General features: G+C 28.7%; 21 protein-coding genes, 1 tRNA gene and 1 pseudogene. 1 reads left to right on the forward strand and 22 read right to left on the reverse strand.

Going from position 1 to position 14,157, the window contains the following annotated elements:
• Positions 1 to 303, forward strand: a pseudogene (locus QZ146_RS05770) (IS5/IS1182 family transposase); the annotation flags it as partial.
• Positions 304 to 560: 257 nt separating this feature from the next.
• On the opposite strand, the gene rpsB reads toward QZ146_RS05770, so the two are convergent.
• The 22 genes from rpsB to QZ146_RS05880 form a co-directional block, all read right to left on the reverse strand.
• Positions 561 to 1,157 (reverse strand): 30S ribosomal protein S2, encoded by a 597-nt coding sequence (rpsB, locus tag QZ146_RS05775; RefSeq protein WP_295722715.1) that lies wholly within the window; start codon positions 1,155 to 1,157, stop codon positions 561 to 563.
• 66 nt (positions 1,158 to 1,223) lie between these two features.
• Positions 1,224 to 1,415 carry a 4Fe-4S binding protein gene (locus tag QZ146_RS05780; RefSeq protein WP_295722716.1) on the reverse strand — a complete coding sequence of 64 codons (192 nt, stop codon included), beginning with the start codon at positions 1,413 to 1,415 and terminating at the stop codon, positions 1,224 to 1,226.
• Between the two features lie 47 nt (positions 1,416 to 1,462).
• Positions 1,463 to 2,686, reverse strand: coding sequence for a phosphopyruvate hydratase (gene eno, locus QZ146_RS05785; RefSeq protein ID WP_295722717.1), 1,224 nt, complete (start codon positions 2,684 to 2,686; stop codon positions 1,463 to 1,465).
• Between the two features lie 345 nt (positions 2,687 to 3,031).
• The gene (locus QZ146_RS05790; protein ID WP_295722718.1) at positions 3,032 to 3,238 is read right to left on the reverse strand and encodes a DNA-directed RNA polymerase subunit K; all 207 of its coding nucleotides are present in this window, start codon (positions 3,236 to 3,238) and stop codon (positions 3,032 to 3,034) included.
• Between the two features lie 176 nt (positions 3,239 to 3,414).
• On the reverse strand, positions 3,415 to 3,585 hold the full coding sequence (locus QZ146_RS05795) for a DNA-directed RNA polymerase subunit N (protein ID WP_295722720.1): 171 nt from the start codon (positions 3,583 to 3,585) through the stop codon (positions 3,415 to 3,417).
• Between the two features lie 172 nt (positions 3,586 to 3,757).
• The gene (locus QZ146_RS05800; protein ID WP_295722765.1) at positions 3,758 to 4,159 is read right to left on the reverse strand and encodes a 30S ribosomal protein S9; all 402 of its coding nucleotides are present in this window, start codon (positions 4,157 to 4,159) and stop codon (positions 3,758 to 3,760) included.
• 18 nt (positions 4,160 to 4,177) lie between these two features.
• Positions 4,178 to 4,600 carry a 50S ribosomal protein L13 gene (locus tag QZ146_RS05805; protein ID WP_295722721.1) on the reverse strand — a complete coding sequence of 141 codons (423 nt, stop codon included), beginning with the start codon at positions 4,598 to 4,600 and terminating at the stop codon, positions 4,178 to 4,180.
• An 18-nt stretch (positions 4,601 to 4,618) separates the two neighbouring features.
• The gene (locus QZ146_RS05810) at positions 4,619 to 4,984 is read right to left on the reverse strand and encodes a 50S ribosomal protein L18e (protein ID WP_295722722.1); all 366 of its coding nucleotides are present in this window, start codon (positions 4,982 to 4,984) and stop codon (positions 4,619 to 4,621) included.
• Entirely contained in the window at positions 4,984 to 5,790 is an 807-nt protein-coding gene (locus tag QZ146_RS05815; protein ID WP_295722723.1) for a DNA-directed RNA polymerase subunit D, read from the reverse strand. Before QZ146_RS05815 ends, QZ146_RS05810 begins: the two co-directional genes overlap by 1 nt.
• Before the next feature lie 14 nt (positions 5,791 to 5,804).
• On the reverse strand, positions 5,805 to 6,197 hold the full coding sequence (locus QZ146_RS05820; RefSeq protein WP_295722724.1) for a 30S ribosomal protein S11: 393 nt from the start codon (positions 6,195 to 6,197) through the stop codon (positions 5,805 to 5,807).
• Positions 6,198 to 6,208: 11 nt separating this feature from the next.
• Positions 6,209 to 6,748: a 30S ribosomal protein S4 gene (locus tag QZ146_RS05825; protein WP_295722725.1), complete on the reverse strand. Its 540-nt coding sequence runs from the start codon at positions 6,746 to 6,748 to the stop codon at positions 6,209 to 6,211.
• A 71-nt stretch (positions 6,749 to 6,819) separates the two neighbouring features.
• On the reverse strand, positions 6,820 to 7,269 hold the full coding sequence (locus tag QZ146_RS05830; RefSeq protein WP_295722726.1) for a 30S ribosomal protein S13: 450 nt from the start codon (positions 7,267 to 7,269) through the stop codon (positions 6,820 to 6,822).
• A 263-nt stretch (positions 7,270 to 7,532) separates the two neighbouring features.
• Positions 7,533 to 7,616, reverse strand: a tRNA-Ser gene (locus QZ146_RS05835).
• Positions 7,617 to 7,885: 269 nt separating this feature from the next.
• The gene (locus QZ146_RS05840; protein ID WP_295722727.1) at positions 7,886 to 8,848 is read right to left on the reverse strand and encodes an RNA-guided pseudouridylation complex pseudouridine synthase subunit Cbf5; all 963 of its coding nucleotides are present in this window, start codon (positions 8,846 to 8,848) and stop codon (positions 7,886 to 7,888) included.
• 431 nt (positions 8,849 to 9,279) lie between these two features.
• Positions 9,280 to 9,501, reverse strand: coding sequence for a 50S ribosomal protein L14e (locus QZ146_RS05845; RefSeq protein ID WP_295722728.1), 222 nt, complete (start codon positions 9,499 to 9,501; stop codon positions 9,280 to 9,282).
• Positions 9,501 to 10,019 (reverse strand): (d)CMP kinase, encoded by a 519-nt coding sequence (cmk, locus tag QZ146_RS05850; protein WP_295722729.1) that lies wholly within the window; start codon positions 10,017 to 10,019, stop codon positions 9,501 to 9,503. The genes QZ146_RS05845 and cmk overlap by 1 nt, the downstream gene beginning before the upstream one ends.
• Positions 10,019 to 10,285 carry a 50S ribosomal protein L34e gene (locus tag QZ146_RS05855; RefSeq protein WP_295722730.1) on the reverse strand — a complete coding sequence of 89 codons (267 nt, stop codon included), beginning with the start codon at positions 10,283 to 10,285 and terminating at the stop codon, positions 10,019 to 10,021. Before QZ146_RS05855 ends, cmk begins: the two co-directional genes overlap by 1 nt.
• A gap of 250 nt (positions 10,286 to 10,535) precedes the next feature.
• Positions 10,536 to 11,126 (reverse strand): DUF106 domain-containing protein, encoded by a 591-nt coding sequence (locus QZ146_RS05860; RefSeq protein ID WP_295722731.1) that lies wholly within the window; start codon positions 11,124 to 11,126, stop codon positions 10,536 to 10,538.
• A 31-nt stretch (positions 11,127 to 11,157) separates the two neighbouring features.
• Positions 11,158 to 11,715 carry an adenylate kinase gene (locus tag QZ146_RS05865; RefSeq protein WP_295722732.1) on the reverse strand — a complete coding sequence of 186 codons (558 nt, stop codon included), beginning with the start codon at positions 11,713 to 11,715 and terminating at the stop codon, positions 11,158 to 11,160.
• 45 nt (positions 11,716 to 11,760) lie between these two features.
• Positions 11,761 to 13,122, reverse strand: coding sequence for a preprotein translocase subunit SecY (secY, locus tag QZ146_RS05870; RefSeq protein ID WP_295722733.1), 1,362 nt, complete (start codon positions 13,120 to 13,122; stop codon positions 11,761 to 11,763).
• 123 nt (positions 13,123 to 13,245) lie between these two features.
• Positions 13,246 to 13,683 carry an uL15m family ribosomal protein gene (locus tag QZ146_RS05875; protein WP_295722734.1) on the reverse strand — a complete coding sequence of 146 codons (438 nt, stop codon included), beginning with the start codon at positions 13,681 to 13,683 and terminating at the stop codon, positions 13,246 to 13,248.
• A 14-nt stretch (positions 13,684 to 13,697) separates the two neighbouring features.
• A complete protein-coding gene (locus QZ146_RS05880; protein WP_295722735.1) occupies positions 13,698 to 14,156 on the reverse strand; it encodes a 50S ribosomal protein L30 in 459 nt (152 codons plus the stop codon).
• Between the last annotated feature and the right edge of the window lies 1 nt (position 14,157).

Below are 14,157 nucleotides of genomic sequence, written 5' to 3' on the forward strand. Positions count from 1 at the left end.
TTATCCTACCCATTATCATCATTTATGAAAACAAAGAAAATTAAAAGAGAAAAAAGATTTTTTGATAATCTAAAAGATGAATTATTAAAAAAATTAGACAAATGGAAAAATTTCAAACCAATTAGAGGAAAAATAGAAGATTTTTTCAAATTACTAAAACAAGGACTTAACTTAAGATAAATCCATAAATATACACCAAAATCTATTGAAAAAACAGTATATCTAAATGTATTTTTAGGAACCTTAATCATATCACAAGGATTTAACTCAAAAACAGCCATACAACAATTATCTGAGAACTGAAAAATTCAGACCCCTAAATTAATTTTATTATATAAATTAAAGATAAATATAATTTTTTAAAATTAAATTCATCAATAAAACAAATAAAAATTAAATAAGGATAAAAAGAATTAAAAGATTTAAAAAGAAATAAAAAGATTAGAAAGATTTAAAAGAGTTTAATTTTCAAACATATGAAAATTATAAAAACAGGTATAATATAAGAATTAAAAAAATTAATTAAAAAAAATGTTAATTTAAAAGAGAAAAAATTAAAATTAGAATTTTAATTCAAAGTCAGCTGGTTCTAAGTCCAACTCACCATCTTCAGGAATAATTTCTTTTTCTCTTAAGATTTGCCTTGCAAGTAACCAGTAAACTAAAGCAATAGCTTTTTTACCTTTGTTGTTAACAGGGACACATAAGTCAATGTAACTGAGTAAATTTTCAGTATCACATAAACCTACAACAGGAATACCGTTTTGTTTAGCTTCTAATATAGCTTGACTATCAGATCTAGGATCAGTTACAACAATAACTTTAGGTTCAATGAATTTAGCATATTCCGGATTAGTTAAGGTTCCAGGGATAAATCTTCCAGGAATAGTTTTACATCCAATAACTTCTCCGAATTTTTTAACTGGTGCTTGACCATATAATCTGGTAGATACAACCAAAATATCTTGAGGATCATATTTTGCTAAAAACATAGCTACTTTTTGAATTCTTTCATCAGTTTTCCTAATATCTAAAACATGTAAACCATCGGACCTTACACGGAAAATATATTTTTCCATATCACTAGTTTTTTGTTGAGTTCCAATATGTAAACCTGCTGCTAAATAATTATCTAATTGTATTAAAAGTTCTGACACACTATCACCATCATTTAATTTTATTGTTTTTAATTTTTGAGTAAAATTTTTAAATTTTATTAATTATTAATTATCAATAACTTCAATAGCCATTTCTGGACATACATCCATACATACTTCACATATGCTACATTCATCTTGATTTGTAATAATTATTTTATTTTCATCTATTAATAATATTTCCATAGGACAAATGTCAACACATTCAGCGCAAGATGAACCTTCACATTTATCCTCGTTTATAGTAATTAAAACCATAATATCATGCTTAAATTTAAATTTTAATGTGAATTATTTAATACTAGTCATTGTAGGATCAGATAATTCCTTATAAGTTCATTAAGTTTTGCTATTCTCTCTCCACCAACTGCACCAGTTTTAATAATAGGAGAACCCCATGCTACAGCTAAATGTGCAATTGTCTCATCAGTAGTTTCACCAGATCTATGTGATACTACAGGAACAACATTATTTTCTTTAGCTAATTTAACAGTTGCATAGGTTTGAGATAATGAACCTATTTGATTTGGTTTAATAATAATTGCATTAGCTGCCTTTTGTTCTATACCTTTTTTAAGGATTTCACTATTTGTAACAAATAAATCATCACCACAAATAAGACATTTATCTCCACATGCTGCAGTTAATTGTGAGAATCCTTCAAAATCATTTTCATCAAATGGATCTTCTACATAAAACATTCCATATGTTTCAATGATATCTTTAACATATTCTACCTGTTCACCAATATCTCTTTCTATTCCATCTTGACCATATACATATTTACCCTTATCATTGTCCCAGAATTCAGATGAAGCCATATCAAGTGCAGGTTTTATTTCAAATCCAAGTTCATTTGATACTTCTTCACATGCTTGTGTTTGAATCTCTAATGCAGTATCATTACTTACATTAGGTACCCATCCACCTTCATCACCTTTACCTCCTGTAAAGTTTGAATCCTTAAGAGAAATTAATTCTTTAAGTTTTTTATGAACTGAAACATTAGCAAAGACAGCTTCAGATATATTTTTTGCACCAACAGGAACTACTAAGAATTCTTGAATATCTGGCGCATTAGAACCTGCATGAGCTCCGCCATTCATCATGTTTCCAAGGGGAAATGGCAGTTCATTTTTCATATTTCCCCCTAAGAATTTGTATAAAGGTAAATTGTAAGATGATGCTGCAGCTTTAGCTGCTGCCATAGATACTGCTACAGTAGTATTACCACCAATAATAGACATATTATCTGTTCCATCAACTTCCCTTAAAACTGAGTCAATGTCAGATAAATATTCAGCATCCATTCCAATGAGTTCAGATGAAATAATATCTTCAATTTCGGCAATGACTTTATCTACTCCACCTTCAGGAAAAGACATTACTTCCCTAGAACCAGTGCTGGCCCCGCTAGGTGCAGCAGCCCTACCTATACCATTCCAAGTAATAATCTCTACTTCAACGGTAGGATTGCCTCTAGAATCCAATATTTTTCTAACTCGGACATCTTCTATAATACTATCCAAAAAAACACCTCAAGTGCATATTCAATTTATTACCCTAATATCTATAATGAGATTATTTTAAAAAAAATAATCATTTAAAAAACAGTATTTTCTTTTATAGATCCTTATGATATTTTTTATTTATTTTTTTATATGATTAAATCTATTAAAAAATTTAAAAATTCAATCATAGTATTTATATTAATAAACTAAGTATTTAAATTTTTAATTGGATACTTTGTTTATTAATACTATAATAGTTTTATTAAATAATTAAAACTAAATTATCTAAACTATTTTATATTATATAAAATAATTTATAAATCTAATTATTTATTTTTTAATAAATCAATAAAGACCCAGATTCTAAGAATTATCATTAGGTTCTTCAGTTAATATTTCTCTTAGAACATCTAAAGGTAAAACATTAGCTTCTAATTCTTGATAAGCTATGTCAATAGGATCTAATGAACTATTAACTTCAACTTGTGGTTCTGCACCCATAGAAAGTTGAATAGCTCTTGCACCTAAAATTCTTGCTTTTTCAAATCTGGTTAAATCTTCTCTAGTCATTTTTTTATCTCCTAAATTAACATACCTATTAAATTAAAAGAATTGAAATAAAGATTTATAAAAAAAATATTCCTATGTTTTTTATAAAAATCTTATTTAATTGAAAGTTTAAAGACTTATAAAATCTTTATTTAAATGAAAATAAATAAACTCATTAATTAATGAAAATTATTTATTTATTCCCAAGTTTGAACATGAGAAATCAACATTCTTCTACAACAGTACCTGCTTAAACCAAGATCATCCAATATATCTTTAGAATTTTCACCATCTTCTAATCTTCTATTATATTCATCAAAGTATGCAGATACTGGTTTACCACAACTAATACATCTAATAGGAATCATTTTAAACCATCTATTTCCGTTTTTTTTTAAATAAAATCTTTTATTAAAATAAAAATAAATTTAATTATAAATAATCAAGGATTAATAAAAATAAAAATTTTAAATAATAATTAATTAATTAAAATTTAAATTTCTAATTAAGCCCGGATGATAAAACAAAAAAATAACTAAATTACCTGTAACTTTTTTGTTTACGAGCTCTAGCTCCAGGACCACCGTATTTTTTAGGTTCGGATCTTCTTGGATCTCCTACAAGCATAGTTCTATCATAATGTACATATTTATCTTTTAAATCCATATCATTAGTATATTGAACTAAACCTTTTGCAATAACCATACGAGCAGCTTCAGCTTGACCCATAACTCCTCCACCTCTAACTCTCACAGTGATATCCACATTATTGACAATATCTCCTGCAATATCTAAAGGTTCTTGTAATTTTAATCTTGCAAGTTCTGGAGAGTAAAGTTCCAAAGGTTTTTTATTGATTCTTATTCTACCAGTACCTTCTTTAACTGTACCTCTTGCAATAGCAGTTTTACGTTTTCCACTAGTATGAACAACTTTCATAATCACACATCCCTAAAACATTTAGAATTTAGCACCTAATAATTTTGAAATTTCGCCTAATTCTATTCCTTTTTTAACATTCTCGTATTCTGCTTGAGGAACTGAACTAAGTTCAGAATCTGCATATTCTGCAGGAACCCCAACAAAAGCTTTTAATCCTTTGTATGCTGTTCTACCTTTGGTTTTTTTCATAGGCAACATTCCTCTTACAGTTCTTCTAAATATATCATCTGGTCTGTGAGGATATTTAGGACCTAAATCTCTAGGGTTTGAGATACTTTTCCTATCTACTCGTTGTTTATATTTTGCATAAGCCCAATCCTTATTACCAGTAATCATTATTTTTTCAGCATTAATAACTATAATTTCTTCACCATTGAGAAGTGATTTACTTACTACACTAGCAAGTCTTCCTAAAATGCATCCATCACCATTAATAATCATAATAACACCACTGCTAATTTATTCCATAATCCTAATTTTACTACCTTTAGGATTTTCTTCAAGAATTTCACTAATAGTAAGGCATTTTCCTCCAGCGCTATTAATTTTTTCAACAGCAGTCTCGGAGAACTTTAATGCTGCAACAGTTACTTTTTTATCTAAATTTCCGTTTGATAAAACTTTACCAGGAACTAAAACTACCTCATCTTCATGAGCATATCTATTAATTGAAGATATATTAACTTCAGCAGTTCTTCTATTAGACCTTTCAAGTTTAGATGCAACAACTTTCCATATAGCTACATTCTCTTCATTAGATTTTTTTCTGAGAGTTCTAATAAGTTTAATAAGGTTAGGATTTGTTTTATATACTTTCTTAACCATTATTTATTTCCTCCTTTACTAAATTCAATTAGCTCATCTGTTTTAGCTGATAAAACATCACAAGCTTTTAATAAAACCTCTTTTGGAGGCATTGATCCATCCGTTTCTATCTTAAAAATAAAATTATTTTCTTCATATCCAACTTGAATATAATCATTGACACAAGCTCTAACACAACTTTTACACATTGAACAATTCTCAATATCCAATACTTTAATTTTTTTAGATCTTTTATCTGATTTTAAAATACCTTTTGGACATTTTGAAGCACAATCATAATCAGGGTCTACATCAGTATTAAAAGTTATTTTAGGATATTGTTTATATGCACAAACAGTAGTTGGCATCCATTTAGCATGATCTTTACCAAAACCTAATTTAGCTACAGCTTCGAGCTCAATTTCTTCATTTTCTTTAAGAGTTACTAAAGGGATTGTGTCATAAACAGGTTTGATATTAGGGTCAGAAGAGACTAAATCTTTAGAATAGACAACTCCAGGTCCTTTTTTAACTAAAGTGAATGAAACACTACATTTTGAACAATAATCTTCACAATCGCATTCATCACCAATAACTAGACCTTCAATAGACTTCAAATCTGAAATTAAAGGAGTTAAACCTAATCTATGAGCAAGTACTTCATCAAACATTGCGGAATCATTTTTAATAATATTAACATCCTCAATCGCTAATTTAGGAACAGACATCATTGCAGTTCTTCTAATAGCATTGACAAAAGGTACATTTGCATCACGGATAATGAAAATAATTTCATCATCTTTTTTACTCTTGACTTCAATCTCCATTTTAAAAAACCTTCTTATACTCTTCTACCCCTTTTACCACCAGGACGACCAGTACCATCGTGAGGGATTGGAGTTATATCTTCAATTTTACCAATTTTAATACCAGCTCTTGCTAAAGCACGGATAGTTGCTTGTGCACCTGGACCCGGACTTCTAGGCCCATTTCCACCAGGAGCTCTTACTTTAATATGTAATCCGATGAAACCTTTCTCTTTAGCATCTTCAGCTGCACGAGTTGCTGCTTCCATAGCTGCAAAAGGAGAGGATTCTTGTCTATCAGAACGTACAACTTTTCCACCAGACCATTGAGTAATAGTTTCAGCACCGGTAATATCAGTTACAGTTATAATAGTGTTATTAAATGATGAATAAATATTCGCTATTCCCCATTTTTCATCTTTTGCCATAGTTACACCTACTATTCAGATTTTTCATCAGCTTTCGCTTTGTTATTATTATATTCTTCAATTTGTTTAGCTACAGATGAGTTACCGTAGAAACCTACAACCTCTTCTTCTCCTCTTTTAACCATATAACTTGGAGAATCTATTTTTTTACCATTCATAGCAATATGACCATGAACAACAAACATTCTAGCTTCTTTAGCAGTACGTGCTAAACCTTTACGGTAAACAACAGTTTGTAATCTCCTTCTTAAAATATCCTCAACATTTAAATTAAGAATGTCTTCAAGATGAGCATCTTCAGATAAAACACCGATTCTGACTAAGTGCCCTAATAATTCATTTTTTTCTTCAACAGCTTGATCTTGAGAAAAACCAAGTAAATACCTTGCTTCCCTACTGTATTTCCTAACTAAAGTATCAGCTTTCCAAATTTCTTTTTTATTTTTTAAGCCGTATTTAACCATTAACTTGTTTTCTGATTTGATTCTTTCAGCATTCCAAGGATGAGGAGGGGTATTATATTTTTTTCTTGCTTTACGTGGATGTCCCATAATAATATCTCCTATATAATTATTATATCATAAAATTTCATAAGAATAATTTTAAAAAAAGTTATTAATCCTTATCTGCTACGACTAACACCTACAGAAGAACCATGTCTAAATGTAGATTTAGTCCTTTGACCTCTAACAGGTAAGCCAACTTCGTGTCTTCTACCTTTATAACTTCTGGACTTTTTCATTCTGTTTAAATCATCTCTTAAAGTCATATCAAGATCAGATTCAATTAAATGAGTAGTTTCACCAGTAGTATAATCGTTTCTCCTATTTAACATCCAATCAGGTATGCCAAATTTCTTAGGATCTTCTAAAATTTCTTCGATTTTTAATACATCTTCATCAGATATATATCCGACTTTTTGATCTAAATCGAAATCTAAGATAAGACCGATAGTTCTAGATAAAGACAAACCAATACCTTTAATATCAGTTAAAGCATATTCGAAAGTTTTATTACCACTTACGTCCTTTCTTGAAATACGTACTAAATGTTTAAATTCTTCATCTGCCATTTTATTAACCTCCATATTTTTAGAGCGAACCTATGAGATGAATATAGATTCGAATATTTTGTAAAATTTTCTTAAAAACTTAAAGTAAATTAAAAAAAGTTTTACAAAACACAGTTTTTACAATCAAAAACTTAGATTAAAAGCAATCTAAGCATACAAATTATTAGTTAATTACAATTATTAAAAAAATTAAATTAAAGAAAATAACTTAGAGTTAAAATCATAAAAAAAATTAAATTAATAAATTGAAAATTACCAATAAACGCCGAGACTGGGATTTGAACCCAGGAGGAGAGATCTCCACAAGATTTCCAGTCTTGCGCCTTACCAGGCTAGACTATCTCGGCATTAAGTATCATAACCATCTTAGTACATACAAGTGTTATAAATACCAATTAAAAAAAATAAGTTAATAAACTTATACCTATTACATATTAATATAATAAGATGTAATAATATTATAAATTTTTTATATATAAAGGTTTGGATAATTACTACAATTTTATAGAAAAAATAGATTTCCTAAAATAATAAAAAATTTTAATAAATGATTCATGGAATATAATAAAATTTAATTAATTATTTCAAATAATAGTAATAAAAAATTATATACAGATTATTTCCAAGAAACCGGATAAATATCCTCTTCCATAAAAATATGATTTGTAGTTAAAACAATGCCACCATCAGCTTCTATAATTTCTTCAGAGGAATATCTACTAATTCCAGAACCTATTAATTCTTGTTTTAAAGTAAAAATAGCAACATTATCTCCTGAGCGGATATTATTAGATAAAATTGATATTCCCCCTGCTGCAAGATCTGCTCCATGAGTAAGTGATGCAACAGTAGAATCTTTAACATAAATCTTAGGCATATGTGCTGCTGCCTCTTCCATGGGCATAATAATTTTTCGAATTTCCTCTTCACTATCTTCATGCGTATAATAATAGTATGCATCAGTTAAATCTTGAAGAGTAACAAGATTATTATCTTCACTAAAAGAACCAACTTGAGTTCTTCTAAGTTCTGCCATATGGGCACCACAACCTAAAGCCTCACCTATATCATGACAATATGTTCTAACGTATGTTCCAGCTTCACAACCTATCCTAAATAAAACATACCTATCTTCAATTTCTGCAATGTTTGCATAATAAATATTTCTTGCACGTAATTCTCTTTTAACCGCTGATTTAACAGGTGGCATCTGGAATATTTTGCCTGTAAATTCATCGAATATTTCTCTAATTTTATCTTCATCTAAAGATGCATGAATATTCATAAGACATACATATTCCTTAGCTGCAGAGGATAAAAGTTGAATAGAACGAGTAGCAGAATTAATTCCCATAGGTAAAATCCCAGTAACCTTAGGATCAAGAGTTCCTCCATGACCTGTTTTATTAGCATTTAAGATTTTTAAAACCCAAGAATCCACTTCATGAGAGGTAGGACCTGAAGGTTTATCTAAATTAATAACTCCTTTATTAATATGCTCTTCAATAGGGCGTTTGTAAGGGTCTAATCCATATTTATAATCTGTTTCACTATGAGATTTTTCAATGAGTTCTGCCATTTTTACACCATAATATAATTTGAATAAAACAAATAATAATCTTTACTATTATTCGAATTTATAGAAAATTACTAAACTTTTATTATACTTGTTTATAAATGATTTATAATAAAAATTTGGTAAACATCTACAAATAAAAATAAAATTAGTAAAATCTAAAGTGATAATATGAAAATATTAAATATATAATTTAATAATAAATAAAGAGAATAGTAAAAAATCTTAAAAGTAGAAGTAAATTAAAATTTACTAATAGATCTATAGAAAATTAATAAAAGCTTAAATTAACATTATATTAAAAATTATTTGAAAGAAATAAAATTAAATTATTAAAAAAACATTATAAATTAAATTATAATTTAATTTAAATATATTTGTGAATTATTATTAAAAAAAAGATTGATGAAATTTATAAAACAATATAAATTGTTCTATAAAGATTCTAAAGCTGCTTTAACTGCTTCAATATCACCAGAAACTTCAACAGTGTCAGCAGTAGGTTCTAAATGGTTAATATTACAACGTCTATTTTTAACATCAGTACCTACAACTTCTACAAAACTTTCATCAATTACTTCAACAATTACACATTTTTCGCCAGCTTCTCTACCAGCAGTTTTAACACATACTCTACCAATTTCGATTGATGCCATTATATCACCTTTAAAATATTTAAAATAATTTGGGAAATACTTTTTGGACTAAATGAATCTGAATTTAAAACTACATCATAAACATCATAATCATAAACATCAATACCATGTATTTCCTTATATCTTGAAGCTTCACTTTCTTCTCTTATTTTAATTTCATTTGCGGCTTGTTCTATAGACTTTGACTCTCTATCATGAACCCTTTCAGCACGTATTTTTAATGGGGCTGTTAACCACACTTTAAGATCTGCTTCAATAAAATATGCTGATAATCTACCTTCAACAATAATGTTTCCAGATTCTTTAGCAATATCAGCTTGTCTTTTATCAATTTCTTTATCGATGTCTGTATTATTTTCAGCGAACTTACTAAATTCCACTGCAGTCATCTCATGTTCTTTAGCCATATCCCTAAATATGGCTCCAGTTGATAAATAAGGAATATTAAGTTCTTCTGATAATACTTTTGCTGCAGTTGTAGTTCCACTACCTGCAGGACCACCGATTGTTATAATCATTATTTCCTAGCCTCATTTTTGAAATGCTTACGAGCACATTTAGGACATAAGTTACCACCAAATGGGCGGTTTGGTCTTTTTTGAGATTTGGATAATTTATTAATTTCATATGGACGACCACGTGGGACACCATGTAAAAGTGCTCCACACTCTGCACAAACATGCTTAGCAGGTTTTTTCTTTTTATACCTTAAAACATTTACTCCACCAGGAGTTCTTTTATTCATTTTTCTATATGAATGAGATCTAAACCTATTTGCAGGCATTATATCACCTAATTAACTTTATTTTTTTTAATACATTAAATTTGAATAAAATAATATAATTGAATATTATTATTTATTGAAATAATTATTAATAATATTATATTGCTTTTTGTTATTAATAAACATGAGTTTTAAAAAATCTTTAGATTATATTCTAATAAGTAAAATAAAAATAAAATTTAATTAAAAAATCAAAATTAATTGAACAATTAACAATGATTTTAAAAATTAAAAAACTATTTAAATTTTACTAAAATCCTTGTTCGAATCCCATATATTTTCTTAGTATTTGAGACATTCCAAATGTACAAATCATATACCACATTAACCAACCAATACTCCATGCTGGAGCAAGTGGATTAACTGCACCATAACCTGGTATGAGAGGACCTATAAAATGGAATACCGGTACTAATGTACAATAATAAACAAGAGGTGGTAAGATTACAACAGTATGTGAAACAGCAGAAAATCTCATCCAATAAAATACAAGTAAAATTGGAATCATAGTAGCAATCATTGGTTTAAATTGCTGAGTCATCATCTTACTATTTTTCTGCATCATTTCTGTTTGTTTAGCTTGCATTTTAGCAATTTGCTTTTGATCACCACTTTGTTGAGCTTTTTTAAACTCATTTTGGAATTCTTTCATTTCTTTTTGGTTTTTAGCTAATTCTTTTTGATCCACCAAATATTTATTCGCAACCGTAGTAACAAGAGAAACAATAAAAGATATTATTAATATTGTTAAGATTGGATTATTTGGTGTAGGATCATGAGCTAAAATAGGACCAAAAATACTGTTCATAACACCAATTATTGAATCAAAAAATCCTGACATATTATTACCTCATAAAATTAAAAAATTTCGATTATTCTAAAAGTTCAACCATTTTTCTAATTGTAGAATCTAAATGATTGTCATGATTTTCAATTATTTTAACAGTAGCACCAGTCAATGTTGCATAAGCCATTGCAGCGGCCCTATTCATTTCTTGGTGAAGTTGAATATCTTTGACTCTTTCAACATCCCTTTCACGAGTATCATCATTAAGTCTTCTGTAAATAATCTCATCAGGGTTAGCTTCAACTAAAATAAATAAATCAGGATTTAAATCTTCAAGTACCCATTTAGGAAGACCTGGAAGGAATCCTTTTGGAGTACTAATAGTACAATGAGTATCAACAATAACATTATTACTTTGAGATTCTTCACTAATTTTAGCTGCAGCTTGCTTTTGAATATTTTTTTGAGTTTCAGGAGATAATTTTCTTAATTGATCTCTATTTTCAACAACATTATTATCAATAGCAATCTGAGTCATAACATCCCCATAATTTAAATGAAGATAATCAACTTTTTCTAAAGTTTTATTAAGTATTGTTGTACTGCCAGAGCCTGGAATACCAGTCAAAACTACTAATGTCATTTTTCTACCTCAATTAATTTTTAAATTATTAATAATTTTATTAAATTATTGTCCTAAGAAATTTCTTAACATTGGATGCATTTCCATAAGTTGTTCTTGAGCAATTTCCTCATATAACCTATAAACAATACCTACAGTAAGAAGTACCCCAGTACCTCCACCAAGAGCTCCAGTTAAATCAGCACCAAATGCTAATAATCCTACAAACAAACCTCCAAGAACGGTTAATGCAGGAATATATTTTTTCATAATCTTATATAATTGTCTTTTACTACTTCTAAAACCAGGAATTTGTATACCTGATTGATATAATTTTTTAGAAACTTCTCTAGCATTTAATCCACTAATTTCAACCCATAACCATGAGAATAATACACAACATGCTAAGTATATAATTGCATAAAATATTACTCTAAGAGGATTAGTTAAAATTACACTTAAACCTGAAGGAGTAGATAACCATAATGCAAGACCACTAACTGCTTTACCTTGTTGTACTTGACCTAAAATAGGGAAACCAACTTTTTGGAAAATACTTGCAATTAATGAAACATTAACTAAAAGTGCACTAGTTAAAATGACTGGCATATTACTTGCATAGATGAATTTTAAAGGATATTTTCCTACTGCTCCTCTAATTCTTCCATGACCTTTAACTTGACCATGAGAAATAGGAATTTCTACTCTCATACTTTCTCCATATACTGCAACTAAAAATACAACGATAGTAGCAAATAATGGGATTAGTACTGTAAAGTCAGGAGCCCCTGCAAATAATGCTTGGATAAATCCTGGAATAATTCCTGGAAGAGCACCACTAGCAGTCGGGATAAAATTAAAAGTACCTACGACAATTTGTTCAGCCACACCTGCTGCAATAAATAAACCTATTCCACTACCGAATCCCCATTTAGAAACAACTTCATCAAGGTATAAAATCAAAACAGCACCAATTACAAGTTGTAATAATAATACACCGAAATAAGAATTGTCAATAGGAGATAAACTTCCTGTTAATACTAAAACAATAGCTTCGAATATAGTAAAAAGTATTGCTAAAATTTTTTGAGTACTTTGGAAAAGGGCTTTATCATGGTGAGTAGATAAATCTAAGTTTAATAATTTAGCACCAACTAATAATTGAAGAACAATTGATGCTGTAATAATAGGTCCAATACCAAGGGTAAGAATAGAACCAAAACTTCCAGCCATAACAGCCCTTAATTGCGCAAATTGATCTACTGCACCTGAACTTAAACCATACAAAGGTATTTCAGAAAGAATAAAATATAAGACTAAAACTAAAATAGTCCATTTAGCTTTCTCCTTAAAATCTTGTCTATGTATAGGAGCTTTAACTTCAGGTAAAAATTTAAAAATTGGAGTTAATACATCTAAACTACTCATAGTTTACCTCGATCATTAAATTCTTCTTTAATTTTAAGTTAATGAAAATTTTTTACTAATATAATATTAATTAAATAATAATAATAAAATAATAAATAAATAATAATATTTACAATTCAATATTTACAATTCTACTGCTTCTCCACCTGCCTCTTCAATTTTGAACTTAGCAGATTCGGAGAATTTAGGAGATTTAACAACTAATTTTTTACTAATGTTACCTTTAGCTAAAACTTTATCATAACCTAAATCAGTTACATCAATAACAATAGAATCTCCCTCTTTAGCAGCTAATCCTTTTTCAATTAAAGCATCACTTTGTTCTTCCAAGTAACTGATGTTTACAGGATTAACTTTTTTAATCATTTTTTGAGGTCTTTTGAAACCATATTTTCCAAAGTAATTTTTATTTTCAATTACAGTTTTGGTCCAATGTTGTTTTCCAGCACCTGCTTTACCTCTTCCACCTTTGTTACCATAACCTCTACGATTTTTAACAACTCCACCACCATTAGTTCTGGTTCCTCGTTGTTTAGTAATTTTACGTTTTTGTCTAATCATATTAATCACCTAAATTATGCCATTCTTAAAGCAAGATCATTAATATCTTCACCACGGTAACCTAAAGATCCACCTTCAGTAACAGGTTTTCTAATTCCTTTGTAACCTTTTCTAGGAGGGTGGAAACGGAATACAGGTTTCATACCAACATCTTGTGCTTTGACTTCACCATCTATTAAAGCATTAGCTAATTCTTCGATAGATTTATAATCAGTATTTTCTTGAAGGTATTCATCACTAATGTGTACATCCCCAACAAGTCTACCTCTTTTAGAGATAATTTTACTTAAAGTTTCAACATCAACTTCTCCCCACGTAATATAATCTTTAGCTTTTTGGAGCATACCTTTGTAACTGTCATTTTCATCAATTAATACAGCATGGCTAATTCTATTGAGTCTTAACATGTCCATAGTATCAGAGATACCTTTTTTAACACCAGTTCTTCCTCTAATTCTTATTACTAAAAACATA

The sequence above is a fragment of the uncultured Methanobrevibacter sp. genome, from assembly GCF_905235195.1.
GTDB lineage: Archaea > Methanobacteriota > Methanobacteria > Methanobacteriales > Methanobacteriaceae > Methanarmilla.